At 46.8% G+C, this 19533-nt stretch carries 18 protein-coding genes; 8 read left to right on the top strand and 10 right to left on the bottom strand.

Translation table 11 applies throughout. The features are described from left to right. Positions 1 to 67: 67 nt before the first annotated feature. Entirely contained in the window at positions 68 to 2833 is a 2766-nt protein-coding gene (gene polA, locus BHV83_RS14530) for a DNA polymerase I (protein ID WP_158532667.1), read from the bottom strand. A 101-nt stretch (positions 2834 to 2934) separates the two neighbouring features. On the opposite strand from polA, the gene BHV83_RS14525 reads away from it, so the two are divergent. Next, positions 2935 to 3909, top strand: a complete 975-nt coding sequence (locus BHV83_RS14525) for a polyprenyl synthetase family protein (RefSeq protein WP_057327041.1) — start codon at positions 2935 to 2937, stop codon at positions 3907 to 3909. A gap of 192 nt (positions 3910 to 4101) precedes the next feature. On the opposite strand, the gene deoC is transcribed toward BHV83_RS14525, so the two are convergent. Genes deoC through mnmG form a run of 6 tightly spaced genes read right to left on the bottom strand, consistent with a single transcriptional unit; the run spans position 4102 to position 11251 of the window. Beyond that, positions 4102 to 5040 carry a deoxyribose-phosphate aldolase gene (deoC, locus tag BHV83_RS14520; RefSeq protein ID WP_057327042.1) on the bottom strand — a complete coding sequence of 313 codons (939 nt, stop codon included), beginning with the start codon at positions 5038 to 5040 and terminating at the stop codon, positions 4102 to 4104. A 4-nt stretch (positions 5041 to 5044) separates the two neighbouring features. Continuing rightward, positions 5045 to 5377 (bottom strand): nucleotide pyrophosphohydrolase, encoded by a 333-nt coding sequence (locus BHV83_RS14515; RefSeq protein ID WP_005860438.1) that lies wholly within the window; start codon positions 5375 to 5377, stop codon positions 5045 to 5047. Positions 5378 to 5379: 2 nt separating this feature from the next. After that, positions 5380 to 5832 (bottom strand): D-aminoacyl-tRNA deacylase, encoded by a 453-nt coding sequence (dtd, locus tag BHV83_RS14510; RefSeq protein WP_005860440.1) that lies wholly within the window; start codon positions 5830 to 5832, stop codon positions 5380 to 5382. Between the two features lie 27 nt (positions 5833 to 5859). Next, entirely contained in the window at positions 5860 to 7695 is a 1836-nt protein-coding gene (gene uvrC, locus BHV83_RS14505) for an excinuclease ABC subunit UvrC (RefSeq protein WP_048926925.1), read from the bottom strand. Continuing rightward, positions 7692 to 9329, bottom strand: coding sequence for an adenine deaminase (gene ade / locus BHV83_RS14500; RefSeq protein ID WP_286757656.1), 1638 nt, complete (start codon positions 9327 to 9329; stop codon positions 7692 to 7694). The genes uvrC and ade overlap by 4 nt, the downstream gene beginning before the upstream one ends. A gap of 44 nt (positions 9330 to 9373) precedes the next feature. Then, positions 9374 to 11251, bottom strand: coding sequence for a tRNA uridine-5-carboxymethylaminomethyl(34) synthesis enzyme MnmG (gene mnmG / locus BHV83_RS14495; RefSeq protein ID WP_286757655.1), 1878 nt, complete (start codon positions 11249 to 11251; stop codon positions 9374 to 9376). A gap of 118 nt (positions 11252 to 11369) precedes the next feature. On the opposite strand from mnmG, the gene BHV83_RS14490 reads away from it, so the two are divergent. Together BHV83_RS14490 and BHV83_RS14485 are read left to right on the top strand one after the other, a co-directional pair. After that, complete coding sequence (locus BHV83_RS14490; RefSeq protein WP_048926923.1) at positions 11370 to 12518, top strand: metallophosphoesterase; 1149 nt, start codon at positions 11370 to 11372, stop codon at positions 12516 to 12518. Between the two features lie 145 nt (positions 12519 to 12663). Beyond that, positions 12664 to 13302, top strand: coding sequence for a porin family protein (locus tag BHV83_RS14485; protein WP_048926922.1), 639 nt, complete (start codon positions 12664 to 12666; stop codon positions 13300 to 13302). A gap of 174 nt (positions 13303 to 13476) precedes the next feature. Here BHV83_RS14485 and ybeY read toward each other — a convergent pair whose 3' ends face one another. Together ybeY and BHV83_RS14475 are read right to left on the bottom strand one after the other, a co-directional pair. Beyond that, positions 13477 to 13908 carry an rRNA maturation RNase YbeY gene (ybeY, locus tag BHV83_RS14480; protein ID WP_044545705.1) on the bottom strand — a complete coding sequence of 144 codons (432 nt, stop codon included), beginning with the start codon at positions 13906 to 13908 and terminating at the stop codon, positions 13477 to 13479. Positions 13909 to 13998: 90 nt separating this feature from the next. Then, positions 13999 to 15228, bottom strand: a complete 1230-nt coding sequence (locus BHV83_RS14475) for a spore maturation protein (RefSeq protein ID WP_270215462.1) — start codon at positions 15226 to 15228, stop codon at positions 13999 to 14001. Between the two features lie 84 nt (positions 15229 to 15312). Between BHV83_RS14475 and BHV83_RS14470 the strand changes: the two genes are divergently transcribed. From BHV83_RS14470 to BHV83_RS14450, 5 genes are all read left to right on the top strand, one after another. Then, complete coding sequence (locus BHV83_RS14470; RefSeq protein WP_005860460.1) at positions 15313 to 16272, top strand: 2-hydroxyacid dehydrogenase family protein; 960 nt, start codon at positions 15313 to 15315, stop codon at positions 16270 to 16272. After that, a complete protein-coding gene (locus BHV83_RS14465; protein ID WP_158532698.1) occupies positions 16269 to 16976 on the top strand; it encodes a DNA alkylation repair protein in 708 nt (235 codons plus the stop codon). Before BHV83_RS14470 ends, BHV83_RS14465 begins: the two co-directional genes overlap by 4 nt. 1 nt (position 16977) lies before the next feature. After that, positions 16978 to 17724, top strand: a complete 747-nt coding sequence (locus BHV83_RS14460) for a TIGR02757 family protein (RefSeq protein ID WP_158532669.1) — start codon at positions 16978 to 16980, stop codon at positions 17722 to 17724. Positions 17725 to 17730: 6 nt separating this feature from the next. Beyond that, a complete protein-coding gene (locus tag BHV83_RS14455; RefSeq protein WP_158532670.1) occupies positions 17731 to 18333 on the top strand; it encodes an LOG family protein in 603 nt (200 codons plus the stop codon). A gap of 61 nt (positions 18334 to 18394) precedes the next feature. Continuing rightward, complete coding sequence (locus BHV83_RS14450) at positions 18395 to 19225, top strand: MBL fold metallo-hydrolase (RefSeq protein WP_057317288.1); 831 nt, start codon at positions 18395 to 18397, stop codon at positions 19223 to 19225. An 8-nt stretch (positions 19226 to 19233) separates the two neighbouring features. Here the strand turns inward: BHV83_RS14450 and BHV83_RS14445 are convergent, their stop codons facing one another. Further along, positions 19234 to 19431 (bottom strand): hypothetical protein, encoded by a 198-nt coding sequence (locus tag BHV83_RS14445; protein ID WP_227154305.1) that lies wholly within the window; start codon positions 19429 to 19431, stop codon positions 19234 to 19236. Positions 19432 to 19533: the final 102 nt, after the last annotated feature.

The following is a 19533-nucleotide window of genomic DNA, read 5'->3' as shown; positions in this document are numbered from 1 at the left end:
GGAAAAAGTCGTACATGTTTTTCGGAAAACACGTACATGTTTTTTTAAGGGGAATTCCGGCATTATTTTAATGCGCCTCCAACCAGTTCTCTCCCTCGCCGCAATCGGCGATTAAGGGGACTTGTAGTTTCATGACGTTTTCCATTTCCTCCAGCACGATTTTCTTTACCTCCTCGGCTTCCTCTTTGTAGACATTGAAGTTTAACTCATCGTGTACTTGGAGGATCATCTTGCTTTTCAATCCCTCTTCCTCAAAGCGTTCGTAAATGCGTACCATCGCTAGTTTGATGATATCGGCGGCGCTCCCTTGGATAGGGGCATTGATCGCGTTTCGCTCGGCATAGCCGCGTACGACGGCGTTGTGTGAGTTGATATCCGGAAGGAAACGCTTGCGCTTGAAAATGGTCTCTACGTATCCTTTTTCCTTGGCTACCTTGATGCTCTCCTCCATGTATTCCTTGATGCGGGGGTAGGTGCTGAAATAACCGTCTATCAGTTCCTTGGACTCAGAACGAGGGATACCCAGACGCTCGGCGAGCCCGAAGACGGAGATGCCGTAAATGATACCGAAGTTGGCGGTTTTCGCCTTCCGGCGCATATCGCTGGTTACTTCTTCTACCGGGATTCCGTAGATCTTGGCGGCTGTGGCGGCGTGGATATCTGCTCCGCTTTGGAAAGCCTCGATCATATGCGGGTCACCGCTCAGGTGGGCCATGATACGAAGCTCGATCTGGGAGTAGTCGGCCGAGAAGAAGAGGCAATCCGTATTGTCCGGAATAAATGCCTTACGGATCTCACGGCCCAGATCGTCCCGTACCGGAATGTTTTGCAGGTTCGGATTGGTAGAGCTGAGGCGTCCGGTAGATGTTACCGCTTGGTTGAAAGAGGTATGTATCTTTCCGGTCTGCGGATTGATCAACTCGGGTAGAGCGTCGATATAGGTACTTAATAATTTTTTAAGTCCGCGGTATTCAAGAAGCTTGCCGATGATGGGATGCTTGTTGCGAAGTTTCTCCAATACATCCTCGCTGGTACTGTAACCGCCAGTTTTGGTCTTCTTCGCTTTCTCGTCCAGCTTCAAGCGGTCGAAAAGGATCTCGCCGACCTGTTTCGTGGAGTTGATGTTGAATTCCGTGCCGGCCAGCTCGTAAACCTCTTGCTCCAGCTTGTTCATGGATGTGGTCAATTCTCCGGAGGATTGCTTGAGCGCTACCGTGTCTAGCGTGACGCCGGTGGCCTCCATTTCCACTAATACATATATTAATGGCATCTCGATCGTGGTGAAGAGGGATTCCAGTCCTTCCTTCTTTAACTCGGGTGCGAAATAATTCTTTAGCTTGAGCGTGATGTCCGCGTCCTCGGCGGCGTATTCGGCGATTTGCTCCACGGGTACGTTTCGCATCGATAACTGGTTCTTTCCTTTTGGGCCGATCAGTTCCTCGATGTGGACGGTCTGGTACTTGAGGTAGGTCTCCGCTAGGTAATCCATTCCGTGCCGTAATTCCGGATTTAGCAGGTAATGGGCGATCATCGTATCGAACAGAGGACCGGCTACCTTCACGTTGTATTTACGAAGTACCAAAATATCGAATTTGATGTTTTGCCCGATCTTTAATGATTTCGGATTTTGCAGGGCAGGGGAGAAGCGTTCCACTACTTTCGCCGCCTCTACTGAGTTGGCGGGAACAGGGACATACCAAGCCTCGTTTTCTTTCACGGCGAACGACATTCCGACCAATCCGGCTTTCAAGGGATCGATGCCATCGGTTTCCGTGTCAAAAGCGAAAAATTCTTGACCCAATAAAAAGCGGGCTAAATCGGCTTGTTTTTCCTCTGTATCAGTTAAATAATAGTTATGGGGGGTGGACTTTAAGTCCGTGAGAATCGATTTTTTGGGCTCTTCCGTACTCTCGGGCGTAAAAATCGCGAACAAATCGCCTTGAACGGGACCTTTCGGAGCGGCTTTGACCGGCTCAGAACTTAGTTTGTTAATAAATGTTCTAAATTCCAATTCTGTGTAAATCTCAGTCAGCCGCTCTTCGTTTGGCTTTTCACGAACGCAACGGGCGGCATCGAACTCGATAGGGACATCCGTCTTGATCGTCGCCAAGAATTTGGAGAAACGGATTTGCTCGACGTTCTCCTCTACCTTCTTCTTTTGCGCGCCTTTCAACTTATCAGTGTTCGCTAACAGGTTCTCGATACTTCCGAATTCGGTCAGTAGTTTTTGAGCGGTCTTCTCGCCGACACCCGGACAGCCGGGGATATTATCGGAAGCGTCGCCCATCAGTCCCAGCAAGTCGATCACTTGCTCCGTACTCGTGAGGCCGTACTTGTTTAAGACCTCGGGCACGCCCATGATCTCGTAATCGCCTCCGAATTTCGGACGATACATAAATATATGTTCGGACACCAATTGGCCGTAATCTTTATCCGGCGTCATCATGTACACCTCGAAGCCTTCCTTCTCCGCCTGTTTGGACACGGTGCCGATCACATCGTCCGCCTCGTAGCGGGGTACTTCCAGAATCGGAATATTGTAAGCCTCTATGATTTCTTTAATGATAGGGACGGATTGACGGATCACTTCCGGCGTCTCTTCCCGTTGTGCCTTGTATTGCTCGAAGGCCTCATGGCGGAAGGTCGGTCCCTTCGGGTCAAAGGCCACCGCTATATGAGTCGGGTTCTCACGTTTTAATACATCCTCCAGACTGTTGATAAAACCGAAAATGGCGGAGGTATTCACACCCTTGGAGTTGATACGCGGATTCTTGATGAAGGCGTAATAGGAGCGATAAATTAACGCATACGCATCTATAAGGAATAACTTCATTACTTTTAACACGTTTTAGTGGGACAAAATCTGGGTAAATGTACGAAAAAACTCGCTTACTCGATAGTTTTTGTTACTTTTGCGAATCTTTGCATGGAATTATGGATGAAAGAAGGAAAATAGAAGAACCGGTTTCCGCTGAATTTGAACGTTTCAATAAGGATTTCGAGGCATCTCTACGCAGCGAGACGACCCGGTTACAATCGGCTATCGACGTTATACTGAATTCTACCGGGAAGCATGTGCGTCCGTTATTGGTGCTCCTTACCGCCAAGGTCTGTGGACAGGTTACGGATAACACGATCAATTCCGCTGTTTTGCTGGAGCTTTTGCATACCGCTACATTGATTCACGATGACGTGATCGATGAGACGAAGCAACGTCGTGGCGTTCCCTCATTGAACGCTATCTTCGATAACCGTATTTCCGTGTTGGTCGGTGATTATGTGCTTTCTACCGCTTTGATCCGTTCCATACAAACCGGCGATTTGCGGATTGTCGGGATTATCTCTAATTTAGGCAGAGACTTGTCCGAAGGTGAGATCAAGCAATTGGAGACTGCCGAGGAGAGTATCTTAGACGAGAATTGTTATCTGCAAGTTATCAAGAAGAAGACGGCTACCTTGCTTTCCGCTTGCACGGAGATTGGGGCCATTTCATCGGGCGCCTCTGCGGAGGTGATCGCTCTTTGCCGTGAGTTTGGCGAGTATCTGGGGTATTGCTTCCAGATCAAGGATGATATCTTTGATTATTTCAAGGAGGCGAATATCGGTAAGCCGACGGGAAATGACATTCGTGAGGGTAAGGTTACGCTTCCATTATTATATGCCTTGCGGCAGGGTAGGGAAGAGGAGGCCGCCCGTTATTTGGATATGATTTTACGGAAGGATTTCGCGGCGGAGAATGTCGATTCCTTGATCGAGTTCGCCAAGGCGAATGGTGGAATCGAATATGCCGAGGCCCGCATGAAGGAATATCATGATAAGGCGGTCGATGTTCTTTTGAGGCTTCCGGAATCCGAGGCTCGGATATCCTTGATCCAGTTGGCGGATTATATTATGACTCGCTCCAAATAGAAATTCCTTTATCTATTAGTTGTAGAGAGATGGCTCTTGTTAGTAAAAAAGTAAGTATGCTTCAATAGCCAATGAAGTTAACTTACTTGACGAAGTCAGTTAACTTCGATGCCAAGGTAAGTTAACTTACTTTGAGAGTGCTTACCGGACACAGGATTCTAAGTCATCTGCGCCCGGTTTAATTAGAATGGACTATTTCCCGAGTCGTTTTTCTATATCACCGACCAGACTGCTCGCTCCTATACGGAACAAATCCTTGTTCAGCCATTCGTTGCCCAGTATTTCCTTTACGATCGTATAATATCGAACTGCGTCTTCCGCCGTGCGTACGCCTCCGGAGATCTTGATGCCAACCTTGTTTCCGGTGATGGAATGGTAGGTTTTGATGGCTTTGCACATGGTATAGGCGGCCTCGAAAGTGGCTCCCGGGTATCCTTTACCCGTGGAGGTCTTGATGAAGTCCGCACCGGAATACATGGCTAGGATGGATGCCTTTTGGATGTTCTCCGCTGTGACTAAAGCTCCGGTCTCTAGGATTACCTTTAAATGGGCGTGGCGACAGCTCTCTTTGATCTCTTGTAATTCTTCCGTCAGTTCCTCGAAATTGTCTTCCATGAAATAGCCTAGGTTCATGACAACGTCGATTTCATCGGCTCCTTGCATGACGGCCATGGCCGTTTCGGCGATCTTGACTTCCGTAAATGTCTGTGAGGATGGAAAACCTCCGGCAACCGACGCGATCTTAACCTCTTGTGCAGTAAGTGCCTGCTTAACCGTTTCCACGAATAGGGGATAGACGCAAATAGCGGCTACGTTCGGGACATCCGGACGAGTTCCCTCGAAATCATTTACCGTGTCTACCATCTTCCAGATACTTTCTTTGGTATCCAGACTGGTTAATGAGGTCAAGTCGATGCAACCATGAATCGTTTTCAATACTTCCGGTGTAAAGTTTTCTTGGAAATGTTTCTCTAAAAGAGCGTTTACAGCCTCGGTGGTCTGGGTATCCGGCAGGGCCGGCTCAAACTTATTGAAAGCTTCATGATAACGGTCTATCTGTACGGAATTTGATTCGTGTTCATGTTCATGATGATGATCATGTCCACATTCGCAATCGTGATGATGTGCCATATGCTTATAGTTTTTGATTGTTTATATGTCGTTCTTTATCTCGGTCTGTTTTCTTTTGGAGATTCTTCTCGAAAGCGGCGGTAAGATCTACTCCGGTCTGGTTGGCGAGGCAAAGCAGTACCCATAAGACATCTGCCATTTCATCGCCTAAATCCCGGTGTTTGTCACTTTCCTTGAAAGACTGCTCACCGTAGGTACGTGCCATGATCCGGGCTAGCTCGCCCACTTCCTCGGTGAGGATGGTCATATTGGTAAGCTCATTGAAATAACGGACCCCATAGGTCTTGATCCAAGAGTCTACCATTTGCTGGGCTTGTTGTAAAGTTATATCTGCCATACTTATTCTTTATTTTGAGAGTCGATAATAATAGTAACCGGCCCGTCGTTTAAAAGTTCAATTTTCATATCAGCTCCGAATGTTCCGGTTTGTACAGGTTTTCCGAGTTGAAGCCCTACCTCTTCGCAAAAAGCTTTATACATCGGAATGGCGATATCCGGTTTAGACGCTTTTAAGTAGGAGGGGCGGTTCCCTTTTTTCGTAGAGGCGTGTAAGGTAAATTGGCTGACAACCATGATCTCGCCTCCCGCTTCGATAACCGAGCGGTTCATGACCCCGTTTTCATCGTCAAATATGCGTAGGTTGGTGATCTTTTTTGCCAACCATTCAATGTCTTCTTGCGTATCCTTGTCCTCGATACCGACTAATACCAATAGCCCCTTTCCAATTTTGGACTTAAGCTGTCCGTCTATCGTGACGGAAGCGTGCTGCACACGTTGTGTAACTGTTCTCATCTTGTTCGCTTTTTGTTCGCTTTTGTTCTATTTTTGTTCGCTTTCTGTTCGCTTTCCATCCAGTCCCTCTTGTAGTGCCTTGGCTTTCGCCTCGCCAATCACGGATTTCAGTTCCTCGAAGCTTGCTTCCTTGATTCGTTTTACGCTTTTAAAGTGACGTAAAAGTAATACTTTTGTCTTTTCACCGATACCCTTAATGGTGTCTAATTCGGATTTTGTCTGGGTCTTACTTCGTTTATCCTTGTGGAAAGTGATGGCGAAACGGTGTACCTCGTCTTGTATCCGGGTAAGTAGATGGAATAGCGGACTGTCCAAACGCATGCCAACGGTTACGGGTGGGAACCCGAATAATAACTCCGAGGTTCGGTGCTTACCATCTTTCGCTAGTCCGGCGATTGGAATGGACAAGCCTAATTCATCTTCTACCACCGAGCGAACCACTTCCATTTGCCCCTTTCCACCGTCTGTTATAATCAAGTCGGGTAGGGGAGATTGCTCCTCGATCGCTCGCCCGTAACGCCTACGGACGACTTCTTTCATGGAGGCGTAATCATCCGGACCGACTACGGTCTTTATATTGTATTTACGATACTCCTGCTTGGACGGTTTCCCCATCTTGAATACCACGCAAGCCGCTACCGCATCGCTTCCCTGTATGTTTGAATTATCGAAACATTCGATATGAGCGGGCAGTTTTTCCAGATGCAAGGCCTCTTGGATCTCTTTCAAGATACGGGTATTCCGTTGTTCCGGATTCAACTTTTCCGCTTGCTTCAAGCGGTCTACCTTAAACTGCTTGACGTTCATCTCGGATAAATCGAGCAGTTTCTTTTTATCCCCTCTTTGGGGAATGGTGAAAGTGACATTCTCTAGCTGCATGTCCAGCTTGAAGGGTACGATAATCTCCCGGGCGGTGCTTTTAAAACGATTCCGCATCTCGATAATACCGAGGCTTAACAATTCCTCCTTGGTCTCGTCCAATCGTTTTTTATACTCGAATGTATAGGCTTGTACGATCGCCCCGTTTCCGATATGCATAAAGTTCACATAAGCGGAATGGTCATTCTCTATGATCGTGAATACATCTATATTATGTAGCATCGGGGTTACGACCGTAGATTTAGAACGGTAGTTCTCGATGACTTCGTATTTTTCCTTGATCTTTTGCGCTTCCTCGAACTTGAGCTCGGCAGCGAGCGATTGCATCTCCTCATAGAGGTGTTTGCTAATTTGCGAGATGTTGCCTCGCAGAATCTCTTTGATCTCGGAAATATTTTGCTGGTATTCTTCCAATGATTGCAAGCCTTCACAAGGCCCTTTACAACGCTTGATATGGTATTCCAGACAAACCTTATAGCGTCCTTGTGCGATGGATTCGGGAGTGAGGGGATATTTGCAAGTGCGTAAAGGGTAAAGTTCCTTTAGCATCTGTAGCATCACTTTCGCCGTGAACAAAGAGGGATAAGGACCGTAATATTGCGATCCGTCCCGAACGATGTTCCGGGTTTGGAAAACCCGGGGAAAGTACTCGTTCTTTACCACGATGGAAGGGTAGGTTTTGTCGTCCTTCAATAATACGTTATAGCGGGGACGATACTGTTTGATGAGGTTGTTTTCCAGTAGTAACGCGTCTTCTTCCGTATCGACGACTATATATTTGATATCCCGGATTTGTTTGACTAACACACGTGTCTTATTGCTGTCATGTACCTTGTTGAAATAAGAGGATACCCGTCGTTTTAGGTTCTTCGCCTTGCCGACGTATATAATCGTTCCGTTTTCATCGAAATACTGGTAGCATCCCGGCTTTTCCGGAATGACCGATAGGATCGTCTTGATATGTTCGTCTTTATCGGCTATCATACGAATAGGGGAGTAAATTGGAATGTCTCGCTATTGAACAAACCTTTGTTGCTAAGTTTCAAGGATGGGATCACCAGCAATCCCATAAAAGAAAGCGTCATTTGTAATGAATCCATCGGGGTCTTTAATCGCTTGATCTTTTCCTCGATCTCTTCGTAACGGCGACTTGTTTCCTCCAGCGATTCGTCGCTCATCAATCCCGCTACCGGCAAGGGCAGGAGAGTGACTTCGTCCATACTGCTTACTGCGATTCCACCTTTAGCCTTTATTACCGCATTGATCGCTTGCATAAGCTCGAAATCGGTTACGCCTATAGCGATGATGTTATGGCTATCGTGGGAAATACTTTGAGCGATGGCACCGAGCTTGAGCCCTGTTCCTTTTATAAAGGCAATAGCGGGAGGAGCCGTTTGATAGCGATTTAGAATGACGAGTTTTAAAATGTCTCGTTCTGTATCTGATTCTACAAATCCATCGAATGTATGTACAGGATATAGTTCTTCTTTCGTGATTAATTCGCGGTCTTCGCAAACAATGACACGCATCTGTTTTCCTTTCGCTTTTACCGCTAGCTTTTCTAATGGGATCGGTTTCGTGTGGAAATTATTGCGGAGTATAGGTTTGTGGAAAGGAAGCGTGCATTTCTCTCCATCGTATACACAGGTTCCTTGTATATAGGTTGCCTGTATGGTTAGATTCTTTAAATTGTTTACTTGGATAAAATCGGCGGAGTCTCCCTCTCGTAAGAAACCTGCGGGAATTTTATAGTGCATGGCCGGATTATAGGAAGCGGCCCGTAATACATCATATAGATCATATCCTAAATCCAGCGATTTTTTTACCATCCTATTTATGTGTCCTTTGTTTAAAAACGAAGGATGCGCGTCATCCGTACAGAACATGATTTGTTCGGGATACTCTTTCAATAGCGGATGAAGTGCGTCAAAGTTTTTCGCCGCGCTTCCTTCCCGAATAAGGACATGCATCCCAAGCTCACATTTTTCACGGCCTTTTTCTAGATAGATGGTTTCATGATCGGTGGAAATACCAGACTCGATATATGCCTTTAGCTTGGGGCCTGTTGCTAGGGGATAATGTCCGTCGATGGGTTTACCCGCTTGTTTCGCGGCTTCTATTTTGCGCATAACTTTCGGATCTTTATTTAAGACTCCGGGGTAATTCATCATCTCAGCCAAGAAGTGTAGATCCTCTCGTTCCAACAAACGAGCGGTTTCGTCTGCGTCTATGATCGCACCGGATGTTTCCATAATCGTAGCCGGTACGCAAGACGGGATACCGAACCATGTGTAGAAAGGAATCCCTTTCGCGTTGTCGAGCATATATTCGACTCCTTCGATACCCATTACATTCGCTATCTCATGAGGGTCCGCCACGCCACCGATACTGCCATGGCGTACGGCTGCGTGAATGAATGCCGCAGGGGTTACCATGCTACTCTCTATATGGACATGCGCGTCAATAAAGCCGGGGAGGAGGTAAGATCCCTCATCTTGTCCGGTAGGGATTACCTTTCCGATATGCCCGTTTAGGATTGAAATCTCTGCCCCGAAGGTGCGCCTGTTGATTATATCTACCAGATTTCCTCGTATAACCAGTGTTTTAGCTTCATTCATTTGAATATCTCCTTTAATATGTTTCACGTGGAACATTTCGTGTTTTATCTTCCGATCAGTACCAAAAGGATGTTGATGTCGCTAGGGGAAATACCCGGAATACGGCTCGCTTGAGCGATCGTGTCGGGGTCTATCCGGGTCAATTTCTGGCGGGCTTCCGTAGATAAAGACTGGATAGAATTGTAATCGAATTTACCCTTGATCCGGATATTCTCTAAGCGGTTTATCTTGTCCGCTATGATTTGCTCTCGTTTGATGTAGCCGCTATACTTAATCAATATCTCGGCGGCCTCGATGATCTCTTCCTTACGAGAGGCCGGGACTTTGTCCAGCTCCGCACGAAGGGCCGGAACTAGATCCGCTAGGTTCTCTAAGGTAGTCTGCGGACGGAGTACGACATCGAATAATTTGCAACCATGGGATAGGGGGGCTGTGCCCAGTTTCTCCAAACCGCTATTTATATATTGAGGCTTTACGGAGTAGGTCTCCACAAAACGGATGATAGCGTTACGGCTCTCTTTTTTCTCTCGCAGTAAATCGTAGCGGTCTTGTTTGGCCAATCCCATTTGGTAGGATTTCTCGGTGAGTCGCATATCTGCGTCGTCTTGGCGCAGTAAGATGCGGTACTCCGCACGAGAGGTAAACATACGGTAAGGCTCGTCTACGCCTTTTGTTACCAAATCATCGATAAGGACACCGATATAAGCCTCATCCCTTCCGAGGATAAAAGGTTGTCCGCCGTGGCAATTGATGTGGGCGTTGATACCCGCTACCAAACCTTGTCCGCCGGCTTCCTCGTATCCGGTAGTCCCGTTGATCTGTCCGGCGAAGAAAAGATTTCGGATTTGTTTGGTCTCCAAATTGTGTCTTAGCTGAGTCGGGTCGAAGAAATCGTATTCAATCGCATATCCGGGACGATAGATTTGCACGTCACGGAAAGCGGGGATCGCTTGGAGCGCACGAAGCTGGATATCCAAGGGTAGGGAAGAGGAGAAGCCATTTAGGTAGTATTCCTGCGTGGTCTCGCCTTCCGGCTCTAGGAATAGTTGATGTTGCGTCTTGTCGGCGAACGTCACGATTTTCGTTTCGATACTAGGACAATAACGGGGACCGATACTTTTGATCTGTCCATTATAAAGAGGAGAGTCGGGGAGACCTTCCCGTAATATATCGTGGCAAGCCTCGTTCGTAAAGGTAGTCCAGCAACTCAATTGTTTTAATTTACGATGACTGGTATCCATGTAAGAGAACTTATGGAAATCGTTTTCCCCCGGTTGTTCCTCCATTTCATCGAAGTGAACGCTCCGGCCATCAATACGGACCGGTGTTCCGGTTTTCATGCGATCTGTTTGGATACCTAAAGAGATAAGTTGCTCGGTAAGTCCGGTCGCCGCAGGCTCGGCGATACGTCCGCCCCGTATCTGGGTTCTTCCGATATGAAGCAGGCCGTTTAGGAAGGTCCCGTTCGTAAGCACCACCGCTCCGGCACGGAATACGACATTCATTCCCGTACGAACGCCGCAGACTTGTCCATACTCGATAATCAGTTCTTGAACCATATCCTGCCAGATGGATAGATTCGGCATATTCTCCAGTATGCCCCGCCAGCAATCGATAAAACGGGCACGGTCGCTTTGGGCACGCGGGCTCCACATGGCCGGTCCTTTGCTACGGTTTAACATACGGAATTGAATAGCGGTCTGGTCGGTCACGATTCCCATATATCCGCCTAGCGCGTCGATCTCTCGTACGATCTGTCCTTTGGCGATTCCCCCGACTGCCGGGTTACAACTCATCTGGGCGATCTTGTTCATGTCCATCGTGATCAAAAGCGTCTTTGATCCTAGATTCGCCGCGGCGGCGGCGGCTTCACAGCCGGCATGTCCTGCGCCTACTACTATTACATCGTAATTGAAAGTCATTTTTATTCCCTTTTATTTTACGCGAAGATAGTGAGTGTTCGTGAAAGAATTCGTTTATATTTGTATAATAAATACATACATTGTTTTCAGGTTTAACGAACTAAAGATTTAAGCTGCTATGAATTCTATTCAATGCCGTATCCTTGTTTTCCTTGTTTTACTGACCTCTTGCTTCAGTCCGGTTTATGGGAAAGATAAGAAACCTCGTCAAGCGATCGAGAAGTTATCGATCGATGGTCCCTATCTATTGAAAGCGGATGATGGTAGTATGCGTGCGATATCTGTAGACGGGAAAGGCCGGTTATTGGATAAGCATTATAAAAGTATACCTACCACCTTTTCATTCGAGGTGTTTTCTGATAACGGGGAGAGATTGTTTCCGGTAACCATACACTCCATCTCTCGTCCGAAATGGAAAGATGTGCAACCAGAGAAGACGTTTGTTCTTTCAGATCCACATGCGAACTGGTCTTGTTTCGCCTCCCTGTTAAAGGCGGGAAAAGTGATCGATGCGGACTATAATTGGATTTTCGGGACTAACCAATTGGTAATAATCGGTGACGTCTTTGACCGGGGCGTGGATGTACTCCCTATCTATTGGTTGATCTACAAATTGGAGAAAGAAGCGGAGGATGCCGGTGGAAAAGTGACTTTCTTAATCGGAAATCATGAGACCATGGTTCTGGGAAATGATTTGCGATATACGAAGAAGAAATATACTCAATTGGCGGATACTTTAGGAATGAGCTATCCGGAGCTTTGGCAGAAAAGCGAGTTGGGACATTGGTTGAAAACTCGTAACTCGATACAAGTGGTCGGAGATAACCTGTTTGTCCATGCCGGGTTGAGCAAGGAGTTTTTAGACCGGAATTACGATATCCCTACCGTGAATGAGATCGTGAGCGATGGTCTCTTCTTGACGAAAAAAGAACGTAATATAGATAAAGGCTCCGATCTTTCTTTTATGTTCGCTACGTATGGACCGATCTGGTATCGGGGTATGGTACGTAGTGCGGATAAGTATCATCCGCTAGACCGGGATGATTTGCGGAAAATATTAGAGAAATATAATGTGAACCGCATCTTTGTAGGTCATACCATTTTCGATGATATCACGACTTTCTATCATTATAAAGTGATTGCCGTGAATGTCGATAATCAAGAAAACAAGGAGAAGGAACGAGGCCGTGGCGTCATGATCGAGAAAGACGGCTCTATGTTTGTCGTATATGATTCGGGAAAACAGGAACCGTTGTTGATCGAGTAATATTTGGTGCTTGAGCTGTCAAGGCTGCTACCATCATGGTGGAGGAAGAAGTGCCTCCCCTAATGTGAAGTAATGAGATAGGGAGTGCAACTTTTATGTATCTTAAATCATCTATAAATATAGATATGTTTTAAATGTAGGAGTTATGAGAAAAGTTGTATTACTGTTTATCTTGTTTGTTTTCTCTTTGTCGCGAGCCGATGCTCAAGAGTTCCATTTTATTCCTAGGATTGGCTTGAATTTGGCAAATACTTATCCCGAAAGTTTTGCGGACATGCGTCCGGGGTTAAATATTGGTGTGGCGGAGGAAATACGTTTTAGTAAACTGTTTGCTTTAGAACCGGGTGTTTATTATTCTATGCAAGGTTACCAAAAAGAAAACGCTAAAGGCGAGACAGCCCGGCTAAAGGCGGATTATTTAAATATTCCTATTTACGCTAAATTTTATTTGTATCGAGGATTCCATCTTTTTGCGGGCCCACAAGTTGGCTTTAATGTAAGGGCGAAAGCTTCGAATTATATTTTCGTCTCGGGTCCTACTCCGGTGCACCAGAGCGAGTACGATTTCTCCGGTGATAAAAAAGAAGAGATCCGGAATTGTGATTTCTCCGTTTCAATGGGGCTTGGCTATACCTTTGACATGGGATTAGTCATCTCCGCCAATTATAATTTAGGATGTACTCATTTCTTTAGGGAGCCGGAATACTCATTAGGTGGAAGCAATCATTTTAGGGGAAAAGATCATAATGGGGTTATTCAATTCAATCTAGGATGGCGTTTCTGATCTCCAGTAAATCGTGAATTAAGAGAGATCGCTTGTTCCTCGTTCAGCCTTGCGGCATGGCTACGTAGGCAATGAACTGCTTTCGGGCATTGCTCGTCCGTGGCGTAGCAATACGTGTAATCGTAAGGTATGTCTTCTGTTTTCATATTTGTGTTTTTGGGATTGGTTGATGTTTTATCCCCGACATTCCTCCGGCAAGATCGCTAACGCTCTGTTCTCGTTCTCCTCCATGATCTCCCGCTCGCCGGGACCTTTGTCGTTGATACCGCAAAGGTGCAGGATGCCGTGGATGATGGTACGGTGGAGTTCCTCGTTATAATCCGTGTGGAATGTCTCGGCGTTTGTCCTGACCGTATCGAGGCTGATGAACAGGTCACCCGAGATCTTATTTCCTTCCGTATAATCGAAGGTGATGATATCCGTGTAATAATCGTGTTGGAGATATTGGCGGTTTACCTCCAATATCTTCTCGTCGGAACAGAAGATATAGCTGATATCTCCCGTTTTCTTTCCGTATGTCTCGGCCACTGCCTTGACCCAGCCGCTAACCACTCTTTTCTTGATTGCCGGAAGCTCGATATCTTCGGCGTAATATGCTATTGCCATAAGGTCTATTTATCGTATTGAAATTTCGTTACAAATGTAATCATTCGATTTTAAATAGATTCATTTCAAATCTATTGATTGTATAGAATGTTAAAAGAACAGATAAGCCATCGCTATCGCCGCTATCGCCCCGGCCAGATCCGCTAACAAGGCGCATTGTACCGTATAGCGGGTATTACGGATACCTACGCTACCGTAGTAAAGAGCGACTACATAGAATGTCGTATCGCAAGAGCCCTGAACGATGGATGACAGGCGACCGACGAAAGAGTCCGCTCCATACGTGTTCATGGCGTCCAGCATCATGCCCCTAGCCCCGCTCCCGCTTAACGGTTTCATCAACATGGTAGGTAGCGCTTCCACGAAATCCGTGTTGAGTCCTATCGAAGCAATGCCGAAACGAACGCCTTGTATGATGAAATCCATCGCTCCGGAAGCCCGGAAGACACCGATACCTACTAGGATAGCTACCAGATAAGGAATAATCGTTATAGCAGTCTGGAAACCTTCTTTCGCCCCTTCTATAAAAGCATCATATACATTGATCTTTTTACGCATGCCGCTGATGATAAATCCGCAGATAATGGTAAAAAGAAGCGTGTTGGCGAATATAGTCGAATACAAGGAAACTTGCTCCTGTTCCATCGAGTTGAATAACCATACCAGGCCTCCGATAAATAACCCCAGTCCCCCGAAAAACAGGATTAGGTTCCGTTGGAGGATATTGATCTTCTGCCGTACGCAAACCGCTAAAATAGCGACTAGGGTTGATGTGAATGTAGCGAGCATGATTGGCAGGAATACGTCTGATGGATTCGCCGCTCCTAACTGCGCCCGGTACATCATGATGGTGATCGGGATCAAGGTCAGTCCCGAGGCATTGATGCATAAGAACATCACCATGGAGTTGCTGGCGGATTCTTTATTCGGGTTTAATTCCTGTAACTGTTGCATGGCTTTCAATCCCATTGGCGTGGCGGCATTATCCAGTCCCAGTAAATTTGCCGATAGGTTCATGAAGATAGAACCGGTCACGGGATGGTCTCTTGGGATATCCGGGAAAAGCTTGCTGAATACGGGAGCCGCCAATCGTGCGAACGCTTGTATCACCCCCCCCTTCTCTCCGATCTTCATGATGCCCAGCCAAAGCGACAAGATCCCCGTTAATCCTAACGAAATCTCGAAACCCGTCTTGGCCGAGGCGAAAGAAGCGTTGATAATCTCGGTAAAAACAGCGGTATCCCCACCTATGACCAATTTACCGATAGCCACTACAAAAGCGATTAAGAAAAAAGCGATCCAAATATAGTTTAGTACCATAATAAATATATATTGGTCACAAATTTAGGAATTAATTGCCAATTGATTTGTATTTTTGCTTTTTGAATAACAAATAGATCCAAGATGAAGATATTAGTGACATACGACATGTTCCGCGAGGGATTTACCGAGTTGGAAAGTAAGTACGAGGTAACCTTTCCCGAAGGAAGAGATTTTACGTATGAGGAGGTTTTCGAGATGATACCGGAGTACGATGTGCTCTGCTCCATGTTCGATTTCCCGGTAAACAAAGAGTTGATCGACCATGCGTCGAAATTGCGGCTGATCGCTAACTACGCCGTTGGTTATAATAATATCGATGTGGCCTACGCCCTCGAGAAAGGCTTGACGGTGGCGAATACGCCTGATCCTGTCACGGCCCCTACCGCCAATATCGCTTTAGGCTTGATGCTGGATACCGCCCGGCGTATCACGGAATGTGATCGTAAGCTGCGTACGCTTGGTAAGGATATGAAGGTCGGTGTACTGGAGAACCTCGGTATGCCGGTTACCGGACAGACCTTGGGTATTATCGGTATGGGACGTATCGGCAAGGCTTTGGCGAAACGGGCGAATGCTTTGGGCATGGATGTGATCTACCACAATCGCCGTCAGCTTTGCATCGAGGACGAGACCAAATTGAATGTTACCTACGTCTCCAAGGAAGAGCTTCTGGCGAAAGCCGATTTCGTATCCTTGAACGCCCCTTATACCCCCGATACCTATCATATCCTCGGCGAGGAAGAGTTCAAGCAGATGAAGCCTTCCGCCATCCTGATCAACACGGCCCGTGGCCCGTTGGTGGACGAGCATGCCTTGGTAAAAGCCTTGCGAGAAGGTACGATTCATGGTGCCGGTTTGGATGTATTCGAGTTTGGAGACTATCCTCTCCCCGAGTTATTGGAAATGGACAACGTGGTATTAACCCCTCATATCGGCACCCAGACGATGGAAACCCGTATCATTATGGCACGCACGGTATGCAACAACGTGATCGGGTTCTTGGAGGGCGATCGTCCCGTATCACGGGTACTCCGGCCATGACGGCGGCGTTTATCCTATCCGAGCTACAGTCGGTCGGTACACCCGAGAAGGCGGTTCATTTGAGCCGTTTTTTCAAGACTGGTCCCGGTCAATATGGCGAGGGCGATCAGTTTCTCGGGGTGGTTGTCCCGCAAACCCGCAGCATAGCGAAGGCTAATAAGGCGACTCCTTTCGATGAGCTGCAGCTGTTGCTGGATAGTCCGTGGCATGAGGCACGTCTATGTGCCTTGCTGATTTTGGTCTATCGTTTCCAGGATCGGAAAGTGATGCCGGAAGAGCGGGAAGCCATCTTCCGATTCTATCTGAAGAATATGCGGCGTTGCAATAACTGGGATTTGGTAGACTTGACCTGTCGGGATATCGTCGGCGAGTATTTGGTGGACAAAGATCGTTCCCTCCTCTACCGTTTGGCGGAAAGCGAGAATTTATGGGAACAACGGATCTCGATCGTCTCTACGTGGGCATTTATCCGTCGGAATGATTTTGGGGATACCTTGGAGTTATCCGAACGGTTGATCGATCATAAACACGATTTGATGCATAAGGCGGTTGGGTGGATGCTGCGTGAGGTCGGCAAAAAGGAGCGGCAGACGCTTACCGATTTCTTGGAACGCAACGCTACTCGTCTTCCTCGTACGGCGCTTCGTTACGCTATCGAGCATTATCCGGAACCCGAGCGGCAATATTTTCTAAAGAAGAAATAACATGGATACAAAGACCATCTCTTTACTTCGTGAATGGGCGAAAACGTACAATACGGAATCGTTTATCAAGGATGATCCGGTGCGATTCCTCCATCGGTTTATGGAGAAACGAGATATTGAGATATCGGCTTTCCTGACGGCGTGGATCTCTTACGGTCGCAGGGCGCATATTCTCCAAAAAGCGGAAGAGCTACACCGGCTGATGGGCGAAAGTCCTTACGAGTTTATCCGTACCGGAGAGATTTCTTTCGCTCCCCTACGGAACCGCCCGGTTTGCGGGCGGGATACCTTTTACCGTTTTTATACCTATCATGATCTGCATCTCCTTTGTTGTCGCCTAAAGGATATATACGATACCTACGACTGTATGGAAGACGCTATGGCCGCCGCCGGTCCTTGCGAAGATCCTATCTTGCGGTTGCAACAACTTTTTGCTGATCTCAATGGCATTCCGGTCTTGCACGGGACTTCCGCTTGTAAGCGTCTGGCGATGTTCTTGCGTTGGATGGTGCGTACGGATGGTATCGTCGATCTCGGTATCTGGAGAACAGCCGTGCATCCCCGCCAATTAATCATCCCGTTGGATACGCATGTGCACCAGATCTCCTTGCGCTTGGGCTTGACAGGCCAAAAAACCGCTACCCTTCGTACGGCCCGTGAGATAACGGACGCATTGGCGAAAGTCTTCCCCGATGATCCTTGTCTGGGGGATTTCGCCTTATTTGGCTACGATATAAATCAAGAATAAAAAGATATGGAAGAAAAGAAGATAAATAACATCTCGTCTGTTTGCGTGTATTGCGCGTCCAGCACGAAGATTCCCCCGGTTTATTTTGACGCCGCCAAGGAATTGGGGCGTCTTTTGGGAGAGCGAAAACTACGGGTAGTCAATGGTGCCGGGAATATCGGTTTGATGTGCACTGTCTCCGACGCTGCGTTAGCGGCTGGTGGAACGGTAACGGGCGTTATCCCCCATTTTATGGTGGAGCAGGATTGGTATCATAAAGGCTTGACCGAGTTGATTGAGGTTGAGACGATGCACGAGCGTAAACAGCTCATGGCAAACCTCTCGGATGCGGTGATCGCCCTTCCCGGTGGATGCGGTACATTAGAGGAACTTCTGGAGATCATCACTTGGAAACAACTCGGTCTCTACCTCAATCCGATCGTAATCCTCAATATTAATCATTACTATGATCCCTTGTTGGAACTCTTGAGGAACGCCATGAACGAGAATTTCATGCGTCCCCAGCACGCCAAGATGTGGGCGGTAGCCGACACGCCGGAAGAAGCTATCCGTCTCATCCACGCCGAGCCGAAATGGGACGCAAGCCTTCGGAAGATCGCGGCGATTTAATACTATTAGGCGAAAGGAGACGCAGCACGCTACGTCTCTACAATTAAAAATGAATATGATAATGAAAAAACTAGGTTTATTAATGATGTTGTTGCTCCTGTCAAGGATCGCTTTGTTCTGCCAGGCACAGACGGCGGGTATCGAGGAGAAGGAAGTGCTTAGGAATGAAGATGTGATTTTCCATCAGATTGATGAGCATACATGGTTTGGAACAGGTCATTTAATGGCGAACGAGAGCCTGTATCTGGTCGAGGGAGAAACGAAAGCGATCTTGATTGATGCCGGAACAAAGATCAAGGATTTGGATAAGCTCGTGGCTTCCATCACGGATAAGCCGGTTACGCTGGTCGCCACGCATGTGCATCCGGACCATACAGGCTCGGCTATCGATTATTTCCCGGAGATTTATATCAATCCGGCTGATACGATAGGTATACCGGAATTTATGCCGAATTATAAAGGCAAAGTTTGTTTCCTTGAAGACGGTGAAATCCTAGATTTAGGTGGGCGTATCCTAGAGATAGTCTTTACTCCCGGGCATACTCCCGGCTCAACCACTTTTGTGGATAAGGATGCCGCTTATGGTTTTAGCGGCGATTCGTTCGGCTCCGGTAATCTATTGCTGGGAGTTGACTTCTCTACGCTCATATCTACTTGTAAGAAGATGAGTGCGGTGATCGAGAAATATGATATCAAATACCTCTACCCCGGACATTATTTCGGAATGAACAAGGAAACCCCTCAACGGGTAAAAGACATGATCACGATGAGCGAGGATATCCTGTTCGGAAAAGTGCAAGGCGAACCTAATCCGAGTGGGATGTTGGGGTTAGACCGGGTGTATACGAATTATGGTGTCCGTATAAATTATAAAGAAGAAAGTATGAAATGAGGGGACCTTTAGATTCTGAACCCGATTTCACTGATAATCTTCAATTCAAGCAATTTCTCCAATATTAATCTATCCATATGAGAGTAAGCGGTTTTTCCGTGTGCTAACTTATATACACGGAAGCCGCTGACATTGAATTCTTTCCCTAATTGATCATACAAGCTTTTCTTGTTTGTCTTAAACCAGTAATTAAATAAGTTCTTCATAATCCGACTTTTGTAATTATCTTTCATTGTACGTTGTTAAAGAGCGTATTTTTACCTACCAGAATTGTAAGTGATGAAAACGAATAGCTAAAACGATCGTTT

The organism is Parabacteroides sp. merdae-related_45_40, from assembly GCF_001915675.1.
Note: the sequence above shows the minus strand (reverse complement) of the source record. Positions and strands in the feature narration are given on the sequence as shown.

Excerpts from the sequence above, each read along its gene's own strand:
- ade (WP_286757656.1), bottom strand. The coding sequence starts at position 9,329 with ATGAATGAAGCTAAAACACTGGTTATACGAGGAAATCTGGTAGATATA.
- BHV83_RS14445 (WP_227154305.1), bottom strand. The coding sequence starts at position 19,431 with ATGAAGAACTTATTTAATTACTGGTTTAAGACAAACAAGAAAAGCTTG.
- BHV83_RS14475 (WP_270215462.1), bottom strand. The coding sequence starts at position 15,228 with ATGGTACTAAACTATATTTGGATCGCTTTTTTCTTAATCGCTTTTGTA.
- BHV83_RS14455 (WP_158532670.1), top strand. The coding sequence starts at position 17,731 with ATGGAAGAAAAGAAGATAAATAACATCTCGTCTGTTTGCGTGTATTGC.
- deoC (WP_057327042.1), bottom strand. The coding sequence starts at position 5,040 with ATGGCACATCATCACGATTGCGAATGTGGACATGATCATCATCATGAA.
- BHV83_RS14490 (WP_048926923.1), top strand. The coding sequence starts at position 11,370 with ATGAATTCTATTCAATGCCGTATCCTTGTTTTCCTTGTTTTACTGACC.
- BHV83_RS14460 (WP_158532669.1), top strand. The coding sequence starts at position 16,978 with ATGGATACAAAGACCATCTCTTTACTTCGTGAATGGGCGAAAACGTAC.
- BHV83_RS14470 (WP_005860460.1), top strand. The coding sequence starts at position 15,313 with ATGAAGATATTAGTGACATACGACATGTTCCGCGAGGGATTTACCGAG.
- BHV83_RS14515 (WP_005860438.1), bottom strand. The coding sequence starts at position 5,377 with ATGGCAGATATAACTTTACAACAAGCCCAGCAAATGGTAGACTCTTGG.
- ybeY (WP_044545705.1), bottom strand. The coding sequence starts at position 13,908 with ATGGCAATAGCATATTACGCCGAAGATATCGAGCTTCCGGCAATCAAG.
- BHV83_RS14465 (WP_158532698.1), top strand. The coding sequence starts at position 16,269 with ATGACGGCGGCGTTTATCCTATCCGAGCTACAGTCGGTCGGTACACCC.
- uvrC (WP_048926925.1), bottom strand. The coding sequence starts at position 7,695 with ATGATAGCCGATAAAGACGAACATATCAAGACGATCCTATCGGTCATT.
- BHV83_RS14450 (WP_057317288.1), top strand. The coding sequence starts at position 18,395 with ATGAAAAAACTAGGTTTATTAATGATGTTGTTGCTCCTGTCAAGGATC.
- polA (WP_158532667.1), bottom strand. The coding sequence starts at position 2,833 with ATGAAGTTATTCCTTATAGATGCGTATGCGTTAATTTATCGCTCCTAT.
- mnmG (WP_286757655.1), bottom strand. The coding sequence starts at position 11,251 with ATGACTTTCAATTACGATGTAATAGTAGTAGGCGCAGGACATGCCGGC.
- dtd (WP_005860440.1), bottom strand. The coding sequence starts at position 5,832 with ATGAGAACAGTTACACAACGTGTGCAGCACGCTTCCGTCACGATAGAC.
- BHV83_RS14485 (WP_048926922.1), top strand. The coding sequence starts at position 12,664 with ATGAGAAAAGTTGTATTACTGTTTATCTTGTTTGTTTTCTCTTTGTCG.
- BHV83_RS14525 (WP_057327041.1), top strand. The coding sequence starts at position 2,935 with ATGGATGAAAGAAGGAAAATAGAAGAACCGGTTTCCGCTGAATTTGAA.